Origin of the sequence: Erythrobacter tepidarius (genome assembly GCF_002155695.1) — a bacterium.
Lineage (GTDB): Bacteria > Pseudomonadota > Alphaproteobacteria > Sphingomonadales > Sphingomonadaceae > Erythrobacter > Erythrobacter tepidarius.
Genome location: NZ_MUYJ01000008.1, coordinates 97,096 through 114,494, shown reverse-complemented (window position 1 = coordinate 114,494; position 17,399 = coordinate 97,096). Strand labels below are relative to the sequence as shown.

16 protein-coding genes are annotated in these 17,399 nt (G+C 67.3%); 11 read left to right on the top strand and 5 right to left on the bottom strand.

The window, feature by feature from the left end; all coding sequences use genetic code 11:
• Positions 1-114: 114 nt before the first annotated feature.
• Positions 115-1,428 carry an aromatic ring-hydroxylating oxygenase subunit alpha gene (locus BZF61_RS09555; RefSeq protein WP_245804569.1) on the bottom strand — a complete coding sequence of 438 codons (1,314 nt, stop codon included), beginning with the start codon at positions 1,426-1,428 and terminating at the stop codon, positions 115-117.
• Positions 1,429-1,553: 125 nt separating this feature from the next.
• Here BZF61_RS09555 and BZF61_RS09550 point away from each other — a divergent pair, with 125 nt between their 5' ends.
• On the top strand, positions 1,554-2,333 hold the full coding sequence (locus BZF61_RS09550) for an SDR family NAD(P)-dependent oxidoreductase (RefSeq protein ID WP_086618808.1): 780 nt from the start codon (positions 1,554-1,556) through the stop codon (positions 2,331-2,333).
• Positions 2,305-3,723 (top strand): spinster family MFS transporter, encoded by a 1,419-nt coding sequence (locus tag BZF61_RS09545; protein ID WP_086618807.1) that lies wholly within the window; start codon positions 2,305-2,307, stop codon positions 3,721-3,723. The genes BZF61_RS09550 and BZF61_RS09545 overlap by 29 nt, the downstream gene beginning before the upstream one ends.
• On the opposite strand, the gene BZF61_RS09540 is transcribed toward BZF61_RS09545, so the two are convergent.
• Positions 3,708-4,487, bottom strand: a complete 780-nt coding sequence (locus tag BZF61_RS09540; protein ID WP_086618805.1) for an SDR family NAD(P)-dependent oxidoreductase — start codon at positions 4,485-4,487, stop codon at positions 3,708-3,710. The genes BZF61_RS09545 and BZF61_RS09540 overlap by 16 nt on opposite strands.
• The gene (locus BZF61_RS09535; protein WP_086618804.1) at positions 4,487-5,134 is read right to left on the bottom strand and encodes a glutathione S-transferase family protein; all 648 of its coding nucleotides are present in this window, start codon (positions 5,132-5,134) and stop codon (positions 4,487-4,489) included. The genes BZF61_RS09540 and BZF61_RS09535 overlap by 1 nt, the downstream gene beginning before the upstream one ends.
• Positions 5,135-5,245: 111 nt before the next feature.
• On the opposite strand from BZF61_RS09535, the gene BZF61_RS09530 reads away from it, so the two are divergent.
• From BZF61_RS09530 to BZF61_RS09520, 3 genes are read left to right on the top strand one after another with little or no spacing between them, the layout of a single operon-like run.
• The gene (locus BZF61_RS09530) at positions 5,246-6,415 is read left to right on the top strand and encodes an acyl-CoA dehydrogenase family protein (protein ID WP_086618802.1); all 1,170 of its coding nucleotides are present in this window, start codon (positions 5,246-5,248) and stop codon (positions 6,413-6,415) included.
• A gap of 50 nt (positions 6,416-6,465) precedes the next feature.
• Positions 6,466-6,984: a PH domain-containing protein gene (locus BZF61_RS09525; RefSeq protein WP_086618800.1), complete on the top strand. Its 519-nt coding sequence runs from the start codon at positions 6,466-6,468 to the stop codon at positions 6,982-6,984.
• A 10-nt stretch (positions 6,985-6,994) separates the two neighbouring features.
• Positions 6,995-8,548, top strand: coding sequence for a PH domain-containing protein (locus BZF61_RS09520; RefSeq protein ID WP_086618799.1), 1,554 nt, complete (start codon positions 6,995-6,997; stop codon positions 8,546-8,548).
• Here the strand turns inward: BZF61_RS09520 and BZF61_RS09515 are convergent.
• A complete protein-coding gene (locus BZF61_RS09515) occupies positions 8,461-8,811 on the bottom strand; it encodes a GNAT family N-acetyltransferase (RefSeq protein ID WP_086618797.1) in 351 nt (116 codons plus the stop codon). The genes BZF61_RS09520 and BZF61_RS09515 overlap by 88 nt on opposite strands.
• A 66-nt stretch (positions 8,812-8,877) precedes the next feature.
• Between BZF61_RS09515 and BZF61_RS09510 the strand changes: the two genes are divergently transcribed.
• Complete coding sequence (locus BZF61_RS09510) at positions 8,878-9,897, top strand: threonine aldolase family protein (protein ID WP_086618795.1); 1,020 nt, start codon at positions 8,878-8,880, stop codon at positions 9,895-9,897.
• Complete coding sequence (locus tag BZF61_RS09505) at positions 9,894-10,802, top strand: DMT family transporter (protein ID WP_245804568.1); 909 nt, start codon at positions 9,894-9,896, stop codon at positions 10,800-10,802. The genes BZF61_RS09510 and BZF61_RS09505 overlap by 4 nt, the downstream gene beginning before the upstream one ends.
• 110 nt (positions 10,803-10,912) lie before the next feature.
• Here the strand turns inward: BZF61_RS09505 and BZF61_RS09500 are convergent, their stop codons facing one another.
• The gene (locus BZF61_RS09500; RefSeq protein WP_086618794.1) at positions 10,913-11,704 is read right to left on the bottom strand and encodes a Rossmann-fold NAD(P)-binding domain-containing protein; all 792 of its coding nucleotides are present in this window, start codon (positions 11,702-11,704) and stop codon (positions 10,913-10,915) included.
• A 52-nt stretch (positions 11,705-11,756) separates the two neighbouring features.
• On the opposite strand from BZF61_RS09500, the gene pepN reads away from it, so the two are divergent.
• From pepN to BZF61_RS09480, 4 genes are all read left to right on the top strand, one after another.
• On the top strand, positions 11,757-14,420 hold the full coding sequence (gene pepN / locus BZF61_RS09495; RefSeq protein WP_086618792.1) for an aminopeptidase N: 2,664 nt from the start codon (positions 11,757-11,759) through the stop codon (positions 14,418-14,420).
• A 1-nt stretch (position 14,421) separates the two neighbouring features.
• Positions 14,422-15,177, top strand: coding sequence for a peptidoglycan editing factor PgeF (gene pgeF / locus BZF61_RS09490; RefSeq protein WP_086618791.1), 756 nt, complete (start codon positions 14,422-14,424; stop codon positions 15,175-15,177).
• A 222-nt stretch (positions 15,178-15,399) separates the two neighbouring features.
• Positions 15,400-15,963 carry a ubiquinol-cytochrome c reductase iron-sulfur subunit gene (gene petA, locus BZF61_RS09485; RefSeq protein WP_086618789.1) on the top strand — a complete coding sequence of 188 codons (564 nt, stop codon included), beginning with the start codon at positions 15,400-15,402 and terminating at the stop codon, positions 15,961-15,963.
• Positions 15,964-16,031: 68 nt separating this feature from the next.
• Entirely contained in the window at positions 16,032-17,390 is a 1,359-nt protein-coding gene (locus tag BZF61_RS09480; RefSeq protein ID WP_086618788.1) for a cytochrome b, read from the top strand.
• Positions 17,391-17,399 lie beyond the last annotated feature (9 nt).

The following is a 17,399-nucleotide window of genomic DNA, read 5'->3' as shown; positions in this document are numbered from 1 at the left end:
CGCTGTGCAGGTGTATGTTGCGCCCGCAATCACGCTATCAGCAAAAGCGATAGTGCCGGCGGCAAAGTGCGACAAATACGCAACATCCGCCCGTGAAAGCGCCATTCCGTAGCGTCACTCCGCTGCCTGGCGGGCGGCCGCCTGCGCGCGTTCCATCTGTCCGATGCGCGGATCGTTGGGCCACACCCATTCCGGGCCGATCACCTGTTCGACCCTGAGATCTTCGGGCACCCTGGCGATCCCGATCATTCGATCGAGGCTCTGGTGGAAGGCGTAGATCCGCGCTTCCTGATAGGACAGCGGGACCGAGCGGAAGGCCGAGCCTTCGACCGATTTCTGGATCGCCTCACCGAACTGGGTGTCCTCAAGGATGATCGGGCTCATCTGCCGACCATTGGGCTGGCTCGCGTCGGGGAGGGTCCACAGGTCGGGCGCGGGTTCATCGCCCCAGTCGAGCGCCATCGTCACCAGTTCGAGCCGGGTGGTGTTCAAGGATGTCGGCCAGAACAGCAGTGGCGGCACGAAATAGTTGCTCAAGGGGCTGACCCAGTTGGGGAACAGGGTGTAGCTCTGGGTGCAGGTGCGGCCCAGCTCGCCCACGGTTTCGATCTGCTGCCAGCCCGGCGGACTGTCGATCGCGCGCACGTGTTCGCGGTTGGTATGGCGCGGCGGCGGGGCGAGCATCCGGGCGTGGCCATTGGGATAGAAAGTGTTGTAGTTACGGGTCGAATCCACCAGCGGGGCAACGGTCTCGGGGTGGATGAAGGGCACATGGTAGACCTCCATGTTGGCCTCCATCGCGATCTTCCAGTTGCACTTGAGATCGAAGCAATGCCGGGCCGCCAACTTGATCCGGTCGAAGGCGAATTCCTCCCACTCGCGCGCCAGCGGGCCGAGCCACGCGATCAGCGGCATCGCCTCCATGTCGAAATTGACGAAGATGACCTTGCCGAACAGCTCGCAGCGCACCGGCAAGAGGCCGCGGCACGAGAAATCGAAATCGGCCGGAAAATCGCGCCGCTCGGGCACGCCGACGAGGCTCCCGTCGGTCTTGTAGGTCCAGTTGTGATAGCCGCACATCAGGCGCGCAGACTTGCCGCGATCCGCGGTCACCACCGGCGCACCGCGGTGGCGGCAGGTGTTGTGGAAGGCGCGCACCACCCCGTCCATGCCGTGGACGATGACGATCGGATCGCCGGCATTGTGCCAGCGCATGTAGCACCCCGGCTCGGGAATCTCGTCCATGTGCCCGGCGAACAGCCAGCTCTTGCGGAACACGTGCGCCATTTCGAGCGCGAAGTATTCGGGGCTGGTGTAGCGCCCGGCGGGCATGTCGGGCAGCGTGGGGAACCCATCGGGCGGGGCGGTGCGGGTGCCTTCCCATTCCATTAGCGCCTTCAACCGCGCGACTTCGGCTGCTTCCATCATTCTTGCCTCGCTCCCGGGCCGGGAGAATACATCGTCGTGCCCGGTGTGCGCCCTCGCGCTTTCGACAGTAGCACCGACCCGCCTGCCCGATAGGCTGGCCCCAAGAAAAAGCCTGGGAGAGTGCAATGGCGGGAAGGGTAGCGGGCAAGGTGGCGCTCGTGACGGGCGGAGCAATGGGGCTGGGCAAGGCCGATTGCGAGGCCTTGGCGCGCGAGGGCGCCAAGGTGATCGTCACCGACCGCGAGGTGGAGCTGGCGCACAAGGTCGCCGATGCCATCGGCGGTGATGCGATGGCGCTCGACGTCACCAGCGAAGAGCAATGGATCGAGGTGATGCGCGCGGTCGAGGAACGCCACGGCGGGCTCGATATCCTCGTCAACAATGCCGGCAACGTCATCTTCGAAAGCATCGAGGAGTGCAGCCTCGCGCATTTCCGCCTGCATCTCGACATCCACCTTATCGGCACCTTTCTCGGGTGCAAATATGCCGTGCCGCTGATGAAGCACCGTCACCTCAAGGTGGGCGGGGGCGGTTCCTCGATCATCAACATGGCCTCCACCGCGGCGCTGATGGGCTATGGCAACATTCCCGCCTACGCCGCAAGCAAGGCCGGGATCGCCGGCTTGACCCGCAGCCTTGCGGTGGATTTCCAGGACAAGGGCTATGGCATCCGCGTCAACGCGCTCGCGCCGGGGGGGATCGAGACCCCGATGGTGATGGGCGTCTCGGGGCGCGCCGGGCAGGCTCCGATGGAGATCCCCGATGGTCCGCTGCCCGCCGATTCGCTGGGCCACCCGCGCGATGTCGCGGGCTGCGTGCTGTTCCTTGCCTCGGACGAGGCACGCTTCCTCACCGGCCTGACGATCCCGGTGGACAATGGCCTTTACGCCAGACCGCACCACTGAGAACCGGCCCAGCGCCCACCGCTGGCCGCAGCCCGGCGATCAGCCGCGCCTCTATAGATGGCCGCAGCCCGGCGATCAGCCGGGCGTCTACAGATGGTATGTGCTGGCGCTGCTGACGCTGACAAGCGCGTTCAGCGTCGCCGACCGGCTGGTGTTCGGAATCCTTGTCGAGGACATCAAGGCCGAATTCACCCTGTCGGACTTCGAACTCGGCCTGCTCGGCGGGCTGGCCTTCAGCCTTGTCTATGTGCTGGCCGGCTTTCCCGCCGCGCGGCTGGCGGATCGCGCCACCCGCAAGAACATTGTCGCCGCAGCGATCGGGTTCTGGAGCCTGATGACCGCGGCCTGCGGGCTGGCGACCGGATTCTGGACGCTGTTCCTCGCACGCACCGGTGTCGGCGTGGGCGAGGGGTGTTCCGGCCCCTCCTCGCAAAGCCTCGTCGCCGACTTTTTCGCCCGCGCCGAACTGGCCAAGGCGATGGGCTACCTCACCATCGGGGCGAGCATGGGGACGGCGGGCGGCCTGATCATCGGCGGGCAGCTAGCCGAAATCTTCGACTGGCGTCGGGCTTTCGTGCTGATGGGCCTGCCGGGGCTGGTGCTGGCGGGGGTGATCTATCTCACCGTGCGCGAGCCGCCACGCGGGCGCTTTGCCCCGGCGGGCACCGACATGGCGCAGCTGCCGCTGGGGCAGACGATCCGCAGCCTCGTCGCCAACCGCGTGTTCATGGGGTTGGCGCTGGGCTGGGCGGTGCAGATCATGATCGGCTACGGCCTTGCCTTCTGGATGGCGGCGGTGATGCTGCGTGCCTTCCCGGTCTCGACGGGGGATGTCGGGCTCTATCTCGGCTTCACCTTCTTTCTCGGGGGCATCCCGGGGCCGATCCTCGGCGGCTATATGACCCACTGGCTGACCCTGCGCGACGAGCGCTGGCGGGCGTGGCTGCCCGGGCTTGTCAGCCTCGGCTGTGTCGTGCCGCTGGCGCTGAGCCTGAGCTCGGGCAGCTTCGCGGGCTTTCTCGGCTGGTTTGGCCTGGCCTATGCGATCTATGTCGCCAGCCAGGCGGGGATCCTGTCGGGCATCCAGGCCGCGGTCGAGCCGGCGAGCCGGGGCTTCGCCGTCGCCATCGCGCTGTTCTTCAACAATCTCGTCGGCCAGACGCTCGGCCTCGGGGTGATCGGCGCGCTGAGCGATGCGCTGACCCCGACGCAGGGCGCCAGCGCGCTGGCTGTGGCGGTGTTCGGCGTGTGCCTCGTCTCGGGCCTTGCAAGTCTCGCGATCTTCGTCTGGACCGCGGCGCAGATGGGGCCGAGCGGCTATCTGGAAAAGATGCGGGAACATGACCCCGGATCTGCTGGCGATCCAGGGCGAACTCAGAACCCCGGGTGAATCGCCGTCATCGCCCCGTCGACCAGCATCTCTGCCCCCGTCATGAAGGGGCATTCATCGCTGGCAAGGAAGGCGATCGCCGCCGCGGTTTCGGCCGGATCGGCGAGGCGGTTCAGGGGCGAGGTCCTGGCCACCGCCGCAATTAGGCCCGGGGTCTGTTCCTCGGCCGCGGCGAGAATGCCGGTCATGGTCGCGCCGGGGATCACGGTGTTGCAGCGGATGTTCAGACCGGCTTGCGCACACCATGTCGCAACCGACTTCGTTAGCGCGACCACCGCTGCCTTGCTGGCGGAATAGCCGACATCGGTCGGCAGGGGCATGATCGCGGTGGTGGAAGCGATATTGATGATCGCGCCTTTGGGGCCGCCTGGGTTCGCCCGCATCGCGGCAATGCCCGCACGGCACCCCGCCATCGTCCCGGTTAGGTTGACGGCGAGCACCTTGTCCCAAGCGGCGAACATCGCTTCGTCGTCAAGCTCGCCGATCCCCGCGCCCGAGACCATCCCGGCGTTGTTGACGAGAATATCGAGCCGCCCGAAGGCCGCAACTGTCTCGGCAACGATCTGCGGCCAGAGCGCGCGGTCGGCCACGTCCTGCAGCGCGAAGCGCGCGCCCGCCTCGGCGCACAGCGCTGCACCGCGTTCGGCGTCGAGGTCGGTGCCGAGCACCTGCGCGCCATCGGCGATGAACCGCCGCACGGTTGCCGCGCCGATCCCGCTCGCGCAGCCGGTGACGATCGCGACCTTGCCGGCGAGGTCGGGCATTACTCGGCCTGCTGCCAGATCGCAGCGCAGGCGCGCTGGTTGTGGGTGTCGATGAAGCGCGCGAGGTTGTCGGTGCCCTCCGGCAGCTTCCAGCCAATGGTGAAGCCGAAATTGGCAAAGGCGAAGATGAGGAGATCGGCAAAGGTGAAGCGGCCCAAGGCGATGTGGTTGCTGGCGCCGAGGCAGCTGTCGAACATCCGCCACTTCTCGTCCGCCAGCGCCGAAAGCTCCGCCCCGGCTTCAGGCGAGACGACGCTCATGCGCGGCGCGAACATCGCCCGGCCAGCCCCGGCGCGGAAGCCCATCGTCATCGGCACCACCACTTCCTGGTCGAACAGCCGCGCCCATTTGCGCACCATGGCGCGCTCCACGGGCGTTTCGCCGAACAGGTTGGGCTGCGGGTGCAGTTCCTCGATGAATTCGCAGATCGGCCAGCTTTCGGTGAGGCAGGTGCCGTCGTCCAGCTCCAGCATCGGCGTGGTGCCCTGCGGGTTCTTGCGCATGTAGGCGGCATCCTGCCGGTTCTGGCCGGCGATGATATCGTAATGCACGCGGGTGAAATCCTTGCCTTCCTCAAGCCCCTTCTCGATCATGAACATCCGCACGAGGCGCGGGTTGGGGCCGAGGCTGGAATGGAGGATGGTCATCTGTTGCTCTCCCGATATGCGTTTTTGCTAGCTTAGTCGGCACGCACTTGCGCGCCCGCCTCGCAAATGCGCTAGGGGACGTGCACCGCTAGAGGAGGGAATGAGACGGCCATGGACTTCAACCTGACCGAGGCGCAGCGCGAGCTGCAGGAAACAGCGCGCAGGTTCGCGCAGAAGGAACTCCCCGCGCTGGCCCGCGACATGGAGGCCAAGGACTATCCCGTCCCGCACGACATGCTGCGCACCTATGGCGAGATGGGTTTTCTCGGGGTCAACCTGCCGGTGGAGTATGGCGGGCTCGGTCTGGGGCATCTCGAGGCGCTGATCGTGCTCGAGGAGTTTGCCAAGATCTCCAACGCGGTCGCCTTCCCGGTGTTCGAGGCGCTGGCCGGGCCGGTGCGCACCATCGAACGCTTCGGCTCGCCGGAGATGAAGGCCCGCATCCTGCCGCAAGTCATCCGCGGGGAGAAGATCGTCGCGGTGTCGATGTCCGAGCCTGACGCCGGCACCGCGCTGACCGATCTCAAGACCCGCGCGGTGCGCGATGGCAACGCCTATGTCGTCAACGGCTACAAGCGCTGGACCAGCGGCGGGGGCCATTCGGACTACTACGTGACCTATTGCCGCTTCACCGACGAGCCGGGGGCCAAGGGCATCGGCGCGATCCTGCTGGAGCGGGACGCGCCGGGGATGCAGTTCGGCAAGCGCGAGCAGCTGATGGGCTTCCGCGGCATCGCCACGGCCGACTTCGCGATCGAGGATGTGCGCGTTCCGGCCGAGAACGTGATCATCGGCGCGGGTGGCTTTGCCAAGCTGATGAGCGCCTTCGGGCTGGAGCGCTGCGGCAATGCGACCCAGAGCCTCGGGGTGGCGGCGGCGGCGCTGGAAGCGGCGACCGCATATGTTCAGGAGCGTGTCGCCTTCGGCAAGCCGATCATCGAATTCCAAGCGGTGCAACTGAAGATCGCCGAGATGGCGATGAAGGTCGAGGCCGCGCGCCTCCTCATCCACCGCGCCGCCGCCAACGCCGCTGCGCAGCCCGATGGCCTGCCGACGGTCTATGAAAGCTCGCTCGCCAAGTGCTTCGCCAACGAGATCGTGCGCGAGGTCGCGGCGATGGGGATGCAGGTGATGGGCGGCTATGGCTATCACAAGGACTACGGCATGGAGCAGCGCTTGCGCGATGCCTATGCCTGGGGGATCGCGGGCGGCAGCATCGACGTGCAGAAGACCAACATCGCCGCCGCGCTGGTGGGCCGGAGGTTCGATCAGCGCCGCTAGCCGCACGAAAAGCCTTGCGCGCCAGCAGTGTATTGCGCCAGTAAGGCACCATGGATCTCGCCCCCGCAATCAACCCGTCTGCCGCGCCCAGTGATGACGATGGCGCGCTGACCCGTCTTCACCCCAACTATGCCCACGCCCTGCGGGTGCGCACCACGCTGGCCGCAATCCCCTTGCTCTTCGGGGCGCTGGTGCTGGAGAGCCTCTTGCAGGGCGAGGGCCTGTTCCCGACCGGCCTCATCGCCGGGCCGGTCCTGGTGATCGCGCTGGCCTGCATCATCCGCGTGCCCACCCGCCGCTACAACGCGCGCGGGTACCAGATTGCGGCTGACCGGCTGCGGGTGGTGCGCGGGCTGCTGTTCCGTTCCGACACGGTCGTTCCCTTCGGGCGGGTGCAGCATATCGATGTGGATCAAGGCCCGATCGAACGCTTCTTCGGCATCGCCACGCTGACCCTGCACACTGCCGGGAATCACAATGCCTCTGTCTCGCTGCCCGGCCTCGGCGAGGAACTGGCGCGCGAGATGCGCGAGGCGATCCGTGCCCATATCCGCCGCGAAACCCAGTGAGCCATTGGCCGTGAGCGACACCCGCCGCACCGCCCTGCTCGGCGTGGTCCTCGGTGCGCTCGGCAGCATCCGCAGCGCCATCATCCCGGCGATCGCGATCGCCTTTTCGGGGATCGGGGGCGGTGACCGCATAGGGATGGCGCTGGGCGTGGGCATTGCGGCGGCGGTGATCGGCACCGCGGCCAGCTGGCTTGGCTGGCGGCGGCTGACCTACACCATCGGCGAGACCGACATCCGGGTGGAGAGCGGGCTGTTCAGCCGCTCGGCCCGCTCGGTGCCGTTCGAGCGGATCGAGGACGTCAGCCTCGAAGCCAGGCCCCTGCCGCGCCTGCTGGGGCTGGTGACGGTGAAGTTCGAGACCGGGGCGGGCGGGGGGGATGATCTTGTCCTGCAATACCTCGCTGCCAGCGAGGGCGAGCGGCTGCGCCGGCTGGTGCGCGAGCGGCATGACGAACAGCCGGCGGCGCGGACCCCGGCTGGCGCCGTCCCGGCAGGTGGCGAAGACGAGGTGCTGTTCACGATGGGCCCGGCGCGGCTCGTCACCTTCGGCCTGTTCGAATTCTCGCTTGCGGTCTTCGCGGTGCTCGGCGGGGCGCTGCAATATGTCGACAATATCACCGACATCGACGTGTGGAATGCCGATTTCTGGTACCGCTGGCTCAAGCAGCAAGGCAGCACGATCGCCGCGCTCGGCCCCTATGCGCAGGCGATCGGCGCGCTGGCCGGGCTGGTCGGGCTGATCGTGATCGGCTTTGTCACGGGTGTGGCGCGCACCGGCTTGCGCGACTGGGGCTTCACGCTGACCCTTTCGGCGCGCGGGTTCCGGCGCCGGCGCGGGCTGCTGACCCGCACCGATGTGGTGATTCCCGCGCACCGGGTGCAGGGGCTGGTGATCGGCACGGGCCCGCTGCGCTACCGCTTCGGCTGGCACAGCCTCAGCTTTGTCAGCCTGGCGCAGGACAGCGAGAGCGAAAGCCACGTGGTTGCGCCCTTTGCGAAGATGGAGGAACTCGCCCCGATCGTCGCTGCGGCGGGTTTCTGCCTGCCCGACGCGGGCACCGTCTGGCACCGCGCCAGCAAGCGGCAGCGCACCGACAAGGCCGTGCTCGGTTCGGCCCCCTTCGTGCTGGCGGCGATTCCGGTCGCGATCTTCGCCCCGCCCGGCCTGTTCCTGATCCCGCTCGGCGCGGCGTTGGTGACAGTCGCCGCCAATCTCTACGCGTGGGAGTTCCGCCGCTTTGCGCTCGGCGAAACGCAGATCATCGCCAGCAGCGGGTTCCTGTCACCCACCAGCCGGATCGCGACACGGCGCAAGCTCCATTCGGTCGAGATCGCGCAAGGGCCGGTGGCGCGGCGGCGCGGCTATGCCACGGTGCATCTCGGGCTGGCGGGCGGCAGCTTCGCGATCGCCGGGGTGCCGCTCGCCGAGGCCCTTGCGCTCAGGGCCAATCTGCTCGAAACCATCACCGCGACCGATTATTCGCGGCTCGATGGCGCGCCGCCGCCGGCTCGGGCGCGCAGTGAGGCCCAATCGGGGTTTTCGGCAAATCTGGCCGCGACATAGGAGCAATCGGGGCGGATCAGGAAACCGAGCCGCTCGGCATCGGCGACCATCCTGAGCACCAGCTGCGCCGCGATCCCGCGCCCGCCGATCGCACGCGGCACCACAGTATGCGCGGCGATGCGCACCTCCTTGCCGTCCTGCATTCCGCCGGGTTCCCACTGGAGATAGGCCTCATGCGCGCAATCCGGCACCACCGCCAGATAGCACCCGCCTTGGCCCTGCACATGATGCGTGATCCCGACCTCGCAGTGCCCCTCGCCCATCTTTCGCCTTCCCGCTGGCCTCTGCCGCTTGCAAGCCGTGCGCGCGCGGCTAGAGGCGATGTTACGATGACCCTCACCAAGCCCTTTCTCTCCGACAATGCCGCCGCCGTCCACCCCAAGCTTTGGGAGGCGATGCGCGCGGCGGACCAGCCGGACAATCCCTATGACGGGGACGCGCTTTCGGGCGAGCTCGACGCAGCGTTCACCGCGCTGTTCGGGCGCGAATGCGCAGGCCTGTGGGTAGCGACGGGGACCGCGGCGAATTGTCTGGCGCTGGCCACGCTGTGCGCGCCCCACGGCGGGGTGGTGTGCCACCGCGAGGCGCATATCGAGGTCGACGAGGGCGGCGCTCCGGGCTTCTTCCTCCACGGCGCCAAGCTGATGCTGGCCGAAGGCGAGGGCGCAAAGCTGACCCCGGAAGGCATCGCGGCGCTGTTGGACCCGATCCGCAATGACGTGCATCAGGTCCAGCCCCACGCCATCGCGATCACCCAGGCCAGCGAATATGGCCGCACCTATACCCCCGGCGAACTGGCGGCGCTCGGCGCCTTTGCCAGGGAGCGTTGCCTCGGCCTGCACATGGACGGGGCGCGCTTTGCCAATGCCGCGGCCTTTCTCGGCGGATCGGCGGAGGATGCCGCACGCGCGGCGAGCGGGCCGGTCGACAGCCTCGCCTTCGGTTTCATCAAGAACGGCGGGATGGGGGCGGAAGCCGTGGTGCTGTTCGATCCCGAAGCGGCTAGCCAAGTGCGCTATCGCCGCAAGCGCGCCGGGCATCTGCAATGCAAGGGCCGCTATCTCGCGGCGCAGATCCTCGCGATGCTCGATGACGGGCTGTGGCTGGCGAACGCCGCGCACGCCAATGCGGCGGCGCAGGAGGTGGCCGCAGGCTGCGCTGAACGGCTGCTCCATCCGGTCGAGGCCAATGAACTGTTCGTGCGCCTGACGCCGGCAGAGCGCGCGGCGCTGCGGGCGCAGGGCTTCGCCTTTTACGACTGGGGCGCGGAATCGGCCCGCTTCGTCACCGCGTGGAACACCCGCCCTGAGGATGCGACGGCGCTCGGCAAGGCCATCGCCGCCCTATGACCTCCGCGTTCCCGCCGTCGATGCTCAGCCCCCGTGTGCTGATCCCCTTCATGCTGACCGGCGCGATCTGGGGTTCGACCTGGTTCGTCATCACCGGCCAGATTGCCGATGTGCCTGCGGCGTGGGGCGTGTTCTACCGCTTCCTGCTGGCAACGCCCGCGCTGTTCGCGCTGGCAGCGGCGATGGGCCAGCGGCTGAAGCTCACCCGGCCCGAGCACCTTCTGGCGCTGGGCGTCGGGATCGCGCAGTTTTCCGGCAATTTCCTGTTCGTCTATCATGCCGAACAGCACATCACCTCGGGCATCGTGGCGGTGATGTTCGCGCTGCTGATGGTGCCCAATGCCCTCTTCGCGCGGGTGTTCATCGGCGAGAGAGTGGCGGGCGGCTTCATCGGCGGGAGCCTTGTCGCGATCGTCGGCGTGGCGCTGCTGCTGATGCACGAATGGCAAGCGGCACCGCTGGGCGGGAATGTGATGCTGGGAATCGCGCTGGCGGTGGGCGGGATGCTGGCTGCCTCGATCGCCAATGTCGTGCAGGCCAACCCCACCGGGCGCGGGGTGCCGATGGTGAGCTTTCTGGCCTGGGCGATGGTCTATGGCCTCGTCTTCGATCTCGTCTATGCCTTGCTCACCGCCGGCCCGCCGCAGGTGCCGGACGGGTGGCGGTTCTGGGCGGGCACGGCCTATCTCGCGATTATCGGCTCGGTGGTGACCTTTCCGTTGCATTACAATCTTGTGCGCCAGATCGGCGCGGGCAAGACCGCCTATAACGGCATCCTCACCGTGTGCGTGGCGATGGGGCTGTCGACCCTGTTCGAGGGGTTCGTGTGGGACGCGCTCTCGGCCGGAGGCATGGCGCTGGCGCTGGTGGGGATGGGGCTGGCACTCAGGTCAAAGAGTCGTTGATTCGCGCAGCGCCTCCGCGCTGCGATATCCTCGCTCATGCGACCTGAAGGTCGCGTCGCTGCGGGCGGGCGGTCGCCCTTGCGGCTGCTGCGCCGCCGAAGCCTGCCAAACTAAAGCAAACCTCCAAGCCCCTCCACATAGGTCGGATAGCGCGGCACCCAGCCCAGCACCCGCTTCGCCTTGCCGTTCGCGACGCGGCGGTTCTCCATGTAGAAGCCGCGCGCCATGTCGGAGAGGTTCGCCTCCTCCAGCGACTCCAGCGGCGGCGGTGGCAGGCCGAGCAAGCGGCAAGCGTGTTCGGTGACTTGATTGCCGCTGCACGGGTAATCGTCGCCGAGGTTGTAGGCTCCGGCGGGCGCATCCTGGACCAGCGCGGCAACCACGGCGCTGACGATATCATCGACATGGATGCGGCTGAACACCTGCCCGGGCAAGGCGATCCGCCGCGCCTTGCCTTGCTTCACCCGGTCGAGCGCCGAGCGGCCCGGCCCGTAGATCCCCGGCAGGCGGAACACCCGCGCACCCCGCTCCAGCCAGGCCAGATCAGCCTCGGCCCGCGCGTTGCGGCGGCCTTTTCCGTCTTGCGCGATGGTCGGGGTTGCCTCGTCCACCCAGGCCCCGGCGCGGTCGCCATAGACGCCGGTGGACGACAGGTAAAACAGCGCCTTGCCCTCGATCGCCGCGCCATAGGTCTCCAGCACCGGATCGCCCCCGTTGCGCGCGGGCGGGACGGAGGAGAGGACATGGCTCGCCTCACCCAGCGCCGCGAGCACCGCAGCGCGATCGGCAAAGGCGATGTCGCCCGCGTTGCCCGTCGCCTGCACGCGCCAGCCCGCGGCGCGCATCGTCGCTGCGATGCGGGATGCGGTGTATCCCAGCCCGAAGATCAGCAAATGCGCCATGGCCCCAACCTAAAGATTGGACCCGCGCGCGAATCAACCTAAATCGGCGGCCATGGATATCGCCACCACCCCGACGAACCCCGACACCAACCCCGAACTGGCCGATGCCGCGCCGAGCCCGCATCAACCGCCGGTGATCCTGCGCAAGGATTATCGTCCGTTCGGCTGGCTGGTGCCGGAAGTGAAGCTCGACTTCGATCTCGCCCTTACCCGCACCCGCGTGCGCAGCCAGCTGACGGTGCAGCGCAACGCCCGCGCCGATCACGCCGACACCATCCGCCTCAATGGCGACAGCCTCACGCCGCTGAGCGTGGCGGTTGATGGCGAAGCGGTTGACTGGCGCATGGACGGGCCGGACCTGATCGTGCCGTTGCGCGGCGACAGCCACCTGATCGCGATCGAAACCGAAATCGATCCCAGCGCCAACACCCAGCTGATGGGGCTTTATGCCTCGAACGGGATGCTTTGCACCCAATGCGAGGCGGAGGGCTTCCGCCGCATCACCTTCTTCCCCGACCGGCCCGATGTGCTTTCGGTCTATGCCGTGCGGATGACGGGGGACAAAGCCGCCTTCCCGATCCTGCTGTGCAACGGCAACCGCGTGGCCGCGGGCGACAACGCCGATGGCACCCACTGGGCCGAATGGCACGACCCCTGGCCCAAGCCGTGCTACCTCTTCGCGCTGGTGGCGGGCGATCTGGTGGCGAACAGCAAACCCTTCACCACTCGCTCGGGCCGCGTGGTCGAATGCAACGTCTGGGTGCGCAAGGAAGACTTGGGCCGCACCGATCATGCCCTCGAATCCCTGCACCGCGCGATGGCGTGGGACGAGCAGGTGTTCGGGCGCGAATATGACCTTGATCTCTACAACATCGTCGCCGTCAGCGACTTCAACATGGGGGCGATGGAGAACAAGGGGCTCAACGTCTTCAACACGAAATACGTGCTGGCCGACCCCGACACCGCGACCGATGCCGATTTCGACGCGGTCGAAGGGGTGATCGCGCACGAGTATTTCCACAACTGGTCGGGCAACCGCGTGACCTGCCGCGACTGGTTCCAGCTGTCCCTGAAGGAAGGCTTGACCGTGCTGCGCGACCAGCTGTTCAGCCAGGACATGCGGGGGCACGCGGTCAAGCGGATCGAGGATGTGCGAATCCTGCGCGCCGCCCAGTTCCCCGAGGATGCGGGGCCGCTCGCTCACCCGATCCGCCCGGATTCCTACCGCGAAATCAACAATTTCTACACTGCCACCGTGTATAACAAGGGCGCCGAGGTGATCCGGATGATGCGCAGCATGGCCGGTGCCGAGCGGTTCCGGGCGGGCACCGATCTCTATTTCGAGCGCCATGACGGGCAGGCGGCGACCTGCGAGGATTTCGTCAAGGCGATCGAGGACGGGGCGGGGCTCGACCTTGCGCAATTCCGCCTGTGGTATTCGCAGGCCGGCACGCCGCGCGTTGCGGTGGCGCAGCACGTCCACGATGATGCGCTGGTGCTGACCCTGAGGCAGACCGTGCCCCCCACCCCCGACCAGCCCGACAAGGCGCCGATGCCGATTCCGCTGCGGATTGCGGTGCATTCGCGGGGTGCAGCAAAGCTTGGTGCGGAGCAGCTGGTGGTGCTGTCGCAGGCCGAGCAGACCTTCATCCTGCCGCTTGCCGGCCCCGATCCGGTGGTCTCGATCAATCGCGGCTTTACCGCCCCGGTGGTGATCGAGCGCGAGCTCAAGCGCGCGGATCTGGTGTTCCTCGCCGCCCATGACGATGATCCCTTTGCCCGCTTCGAGGCCTTGCAGGAACTCGCGGTCGGCCACCTTGTCGGCATCGCCAGCGGAACGCTCACCGCCGAGGAGCGGGCGGCGGGTGAGGCGGCGATCATCGCTGCGTTCCGCGCCAGTATCGCTGACAGCGCCCTCGACGACGCGATGCGCGGCGAACTGCTGATGCTGCCGTCGGAGACCTATCTGTTCGAGGTGATGGCTGCCGGCGAGCGGCGCGGCGATCCGGGCGCGATCCATTCCGCGCGCAAGGGGCTGAAGGCGGCGATCGGCATCGCGCTGGCGGGTGAGCTGGATGCGCTGTACGCGCGCACCTCGGCGGTCGCGCTCGACGATCCGGCGGGCCGCGGGGCGCGCAAGGTCAAGACCACGGCGCTCGCTCTCATCGCCGCTGCCGACCCTGTGCTGGCGGCGAGGCTGGCCGCGCGGCAATATGACGCGGCCGACAACATGACCGACCGGCAGGGCGCGCTCATGGTGCTGAGCGGGCTGGATTGTCCCGAGCGGCCCGAGCGGCTGGCGGCGTTCTACGAGCGCTACAAGGACAATGCGCTGGTGGTGGACAAGTGGTTCACGCTCCAGGCCCTGTCGCTCCATCCGGACGTGATCCGGCATGTCCGCGAACTGGCCGGGCATCCCGACTTCACCCTGAAAAACCCCAACCGCGTGCGCGCGCTCTACATGGCCTTTGCGGGCAACCCCAAGGGCTTCCATGCCGCGAGCGGCGAGGGCTACCGGATGGTGGCCGACGTGATCCTCGCGCTCGATCCGATCAACCCGCAGACTGCGGCGCGGTTCGTGCCGTCGCTGGGGCGCTGGCGGCGGCTGGAGCCGGGGCGGGCGGCGCTGACGAAGGGCGAGCTGGAGCGGATCATGGCCGCCGGCAACCTCTCGCGCGACACCTTCGAGCAGGTCAGCCGCAGTCTGGAAGGCTGACGTGAGCGCCTTCCAGATCGAGCGCAGCGCGCTGTTGGCGGGCGTGCCGCACGGCTTCTTCGGCAGCGCGGGCGGGGCCCACCAGTTCGGCTTCGGCGGCCCGGGCGATCCGGGCAGGGTCCGCATGCTGCGCGCGGCGGCGGCGGACGCCATTCTCGCCGGCGGGCAGCTCGCCGCGCCGCATCAGGTCCATTCTCCCGATGTCGTGACCGTGACCGCCGCGTGGGAAGACGAGGCCGAGGGCCGTCCCGTCGCCGACGCGGTCGTCACCGCGACGTCGGGTATCGTGCTCGGGATCGTCACCGCCGATTGCGGGCCGATCCTGTTTGCCGACCGCGAGGCCGGCGTGATCGGCGCGGCCCATGCCGGCTGGCGCGGGGCGGTGGAGGGCGTGCTGGAAAATACCATCGCCGCAATGGAGGCGCTCGGCGCCACCCGCGCCGGCATCGCCGCCGTCCTCGGCCCGACCATCGCCCAGGCGAGCTACGAGGTCGATGCTCCGTTCCGCGCCCGCTTTGCTGCCGCGGACGCGCCGTTCTTCGCCCCTGTTCCGCCGCGCGAAGGGCGCGCGCGCTGGCATTTTGACCTGCCCGGTTTCATCATCGCGCGGCTGGCCGCGGCCGGCCTCGGCAAAATCGCCGATATCGGCCGGGATACATTCTCACACGTCGCGCGTTACCATTCTCACCGCAGGTCCACGCAGGCGTGCGAGACGAATTATGGCAGACAGATCAGCATGATCGCCTTGCCACGATGAAGTCTTGAGCGACTGCGAACAGGGCTTGCTTAAAACACGGTTGGATTCTTGCAGCTTTGCCGTTAATTGCCGCGCCAGCTTCGGGTCGGGCGCGGCACGAGCGCGCGGCGCCGGAGCGGGGATCAATCGACGGAACGCACGTGGGGCTGCAGCCCCGTCACTGGAACACTACGCCGCGCGGGCCGTTATATCAGCGCGGCAAAACGAGCAGGGTAAGACGAAATGGCTTCTGACACGGCCGTAATCAGCGAAACGGGTTCTGAAGAGGGCGTCCGTCGCCGCGACTGGATTCACATCGCCGCGCTCAGCACCGCGGGTGTCGGCGGCGCTTCGCTGTTGTTCCCGCTGATCAGCCAGATGGCGCCCTCGGCCGACGTGCTCGCCGCGAGCACCACCGATGTCGATGTCAGCGCGATCCAGCCGGGGCAGAGCATCAAGGCGGTGTTCCGCAAGCAGCCGCTGTTCGTCAAGCGCCTCACCCCCGAGGAAATCGCCAAGGCCAAGGCCGATGACGGCGCCCCGATGCGCGATCCGGCGACGCTGGCTGAACGCACCAAGCAAGGCCATGAGGACATCCTTGTCACCATGGGCGTGTGCACCCACCTCGGCTGCGTGCCGCTGGGCGCTGCCGAGGGCGAGAACAAGGGCGAATTCGGCGGTTATTTCTGCCCCTGCCACGGTTCGCACTACGACGTCGCCGGGCGCATCCGCAAAGGTCCGGCGCCGCTTAACCTCAGGGTTCCGGAATACGAGTTCACCTCCGACGCCGTCATCCGCGTCGGCTGAGCTTCCGTAGTTTACGCAAGACGATAATCGCTCCCGCCTTTCAATATCGATCAAGCCGAGAGAACGCCATGAGTTTCGCCTGGGCCAAGCAATACGAACCGAAGACCGCTCTGACCAAGTGGCTTGACGAAAAGCTGCCGCTGCCGCGCCTCGTCTATAATGCGGTCGGGGCCGGCTACCCGGTGCCGCGCAACCTCAACTACATGTGGAACTTCGGCGTGCTCGCCGGTTTCTGCCTGATGATCCAGATCGTCACCGGTGTCGTGCTGGCGATGCATTATGCCGCCAATCAGGCGGTGGCCTTTGCCACGGTCGAGCACATCATGCGCAATGTCAACTGGGGCTGGGCGCTGCGTTACGCCCACGCCAACGGCGCGAGCTTCTTCTTCATCGTCGTCTATCTGCACATCTTCCGCGGCTTCTTCTATTCGTCCTACAAGGCCCCGCGCGAGATGATCTGGCTGCTCGGCGTGGTGATCTTCCTGCTGATGATGGCGACCGCCTTCATGGGCTACGTGCTGCCGTGGGGCCAGATGAGCTTCTGGGGCGCGCAGGTGATCACCGGTCTGTTCAGCGCGATCCCGCTGGTGGGCGAACCGCTGCAGGTCTGGCTGCTGGGTGGTTTCGCGCCCGACAACGCCGCGCTCAACCGCTTCTTCTCGCTCCACTTCCTGCTGCCCTTCGTGATCCTGGGTGTGGTGATTCTGCACATCTGGGCGCTCCACATCCCGGGCTCGTCGAACCCGACCGGCGTCGAGGTGAAGAGCGAAAGCGACACCGTGCCGTTCCACCCCTACTACACCGCGAAGGACGGGTTCGGCCTTGGCGTGTTCCTGATCGCCTTCGCCACCATGGTGTTCTTCCTGCCGAACGCGCTGGGCCATCCGGACAACTATATCGAGGCGAACCCGCTCTCGACCCCGGCGCACATCGTGCCCGAATGGTATTTCTGGCCGTTCTATGCGATCCTGCGGGCCTTCACCGGCGATCTCACCATCCCCTTCACCGGAATCGTGCTGATCCCGGCCAAGCTGCTCGGCGTGATCGCGATGTTCGGCTCGATCCTGCTGTGGTTCATCCTGCCCTGGCTCGACAAGAGCCCGGTGCGCTCGGGCCACTACCGTCCGTTGTTCAACAAGTTCTTCTGGTTCGGCCTGATCCCGGCGATGATCGTGCTGTTCGTCTGCGGCGGGGCCCCGGCGGAAGAGCCTTACGTGATCCTCAGCCAGGTCGCGACGGCGTACTACTTCCTGCACTTCCTCGTGATCCTGCCGATCGTGAGCCAGATCGAAGTGCCCAAGCCGCTGCCCTTCTCGATCACCGAAGCGGTGCTCGGCAAGGACGCTGCCGCCGAAGCGCGCACCGGCGCTGGAGCTGCGGGCGATGTCGGCCCCCTGCCCGAAGTTTCGCTGCAGCCTGCCGAATGACCGGCGGGC

Bases quoted from the DNA above. Each gene is read 5' to 3' on its own strand.
- BZF61_RS09555 (WP_245804569.1), bottom strand. From the start codon at position 1,428: ATGATGGAAGCAGCCGAAGTCGCGCGGTTGAAGGCGCTAATGGAATGG.
- BZF61_RS09550 (WP_086618808.1), top strand. From the start codon at position 1,554: ATGGCGGGAAGGGTAGCGGGCAAGGTGGCGCTCGTGACGGGCGGAGCA.
- BZF61_RS09545 (WP_086618807.1), top strand. From the start codon at position 2,305: ATGGCCTTTACGCCAGACCGCACCACTGAGAACCGGCCCAGCGCCCAC.
- BZF61_RS09540 (WP_086618805.1), bottom strand. From the start codon at position 4,487: ATGCCCGACCTCGCCGGCAAGGTCGCGATCGTCACCGGCTGCGCGAGC.
- BZF61_RS09535 (WP_086618804.1), bottom strand. From the start codon at position 5,134: ATGACCATCCTCCATTCCAGCCTCGGCCCCAACCCGCGCCTCGTGCGG.
- BZF61_RS09530 (WP_086618802.1), top strand. From the start codon at position 5,246: ATGGACTTCAACCTGACCGAGGCGCAGCGCGAGCTGCAGGAAACAGCG.
- BZF61_RS09525 (WP_086618800.1), top strand. From the start codon at position 6,466: ATGGATCTCGCCCCCGCAATCAACCCGTCTGCCGCGCCCAGTGATGAC.
- BZF61_RS09515 (WP_086618797.1), bottom strand. From the start codon at position 8,811: ATGGGCGAGGGGCACTGCGAGGTCGGGATCACGCATCATGTGCAGGGC.
- BZF61_RS09510 (WP_086618795.1), top strand. From the start codon at position 8,878: ATGACCCTCACCAAGCCCTTTCTCTCCGACAATGCCGCCGCCGTCCAC.
- BZF61_RS09505 (WP_245804568.1), top strand. From the start codon at position 9,894: ATGACCTCCGCGTTCCCGCCGTCGATGCTCAGCCCCCGTGTGCTGATC.
- BZF61_RS09500 (WP_086618794.1), bottom strand. From the start codon at position 11,704: ATGGCGCATTTGCTGATCTTCGGGCTGGGATACACCGCATCCCGCATC.
- pepN (WP_086618792.1), top strand. From the start codon at position 11,757: ATGGATATCGCCACCACCCCGACGAACCCCGACACCAACCCCGAACTG.
- petA (WP_086618789.1), top strand. From the start codon at position 15,400: ATGGCTTCTGACACGGCCGTAATCAGCGAAACGGGTTCTGAAGAGGGC.
- BZF61_RS09480 (WP_086618788.1), top strand. From the start codon at position 16,032: ATGAGTTTCGCCTGGGCCAAGCAATACGAACCGAAGACCGCTCTGACC.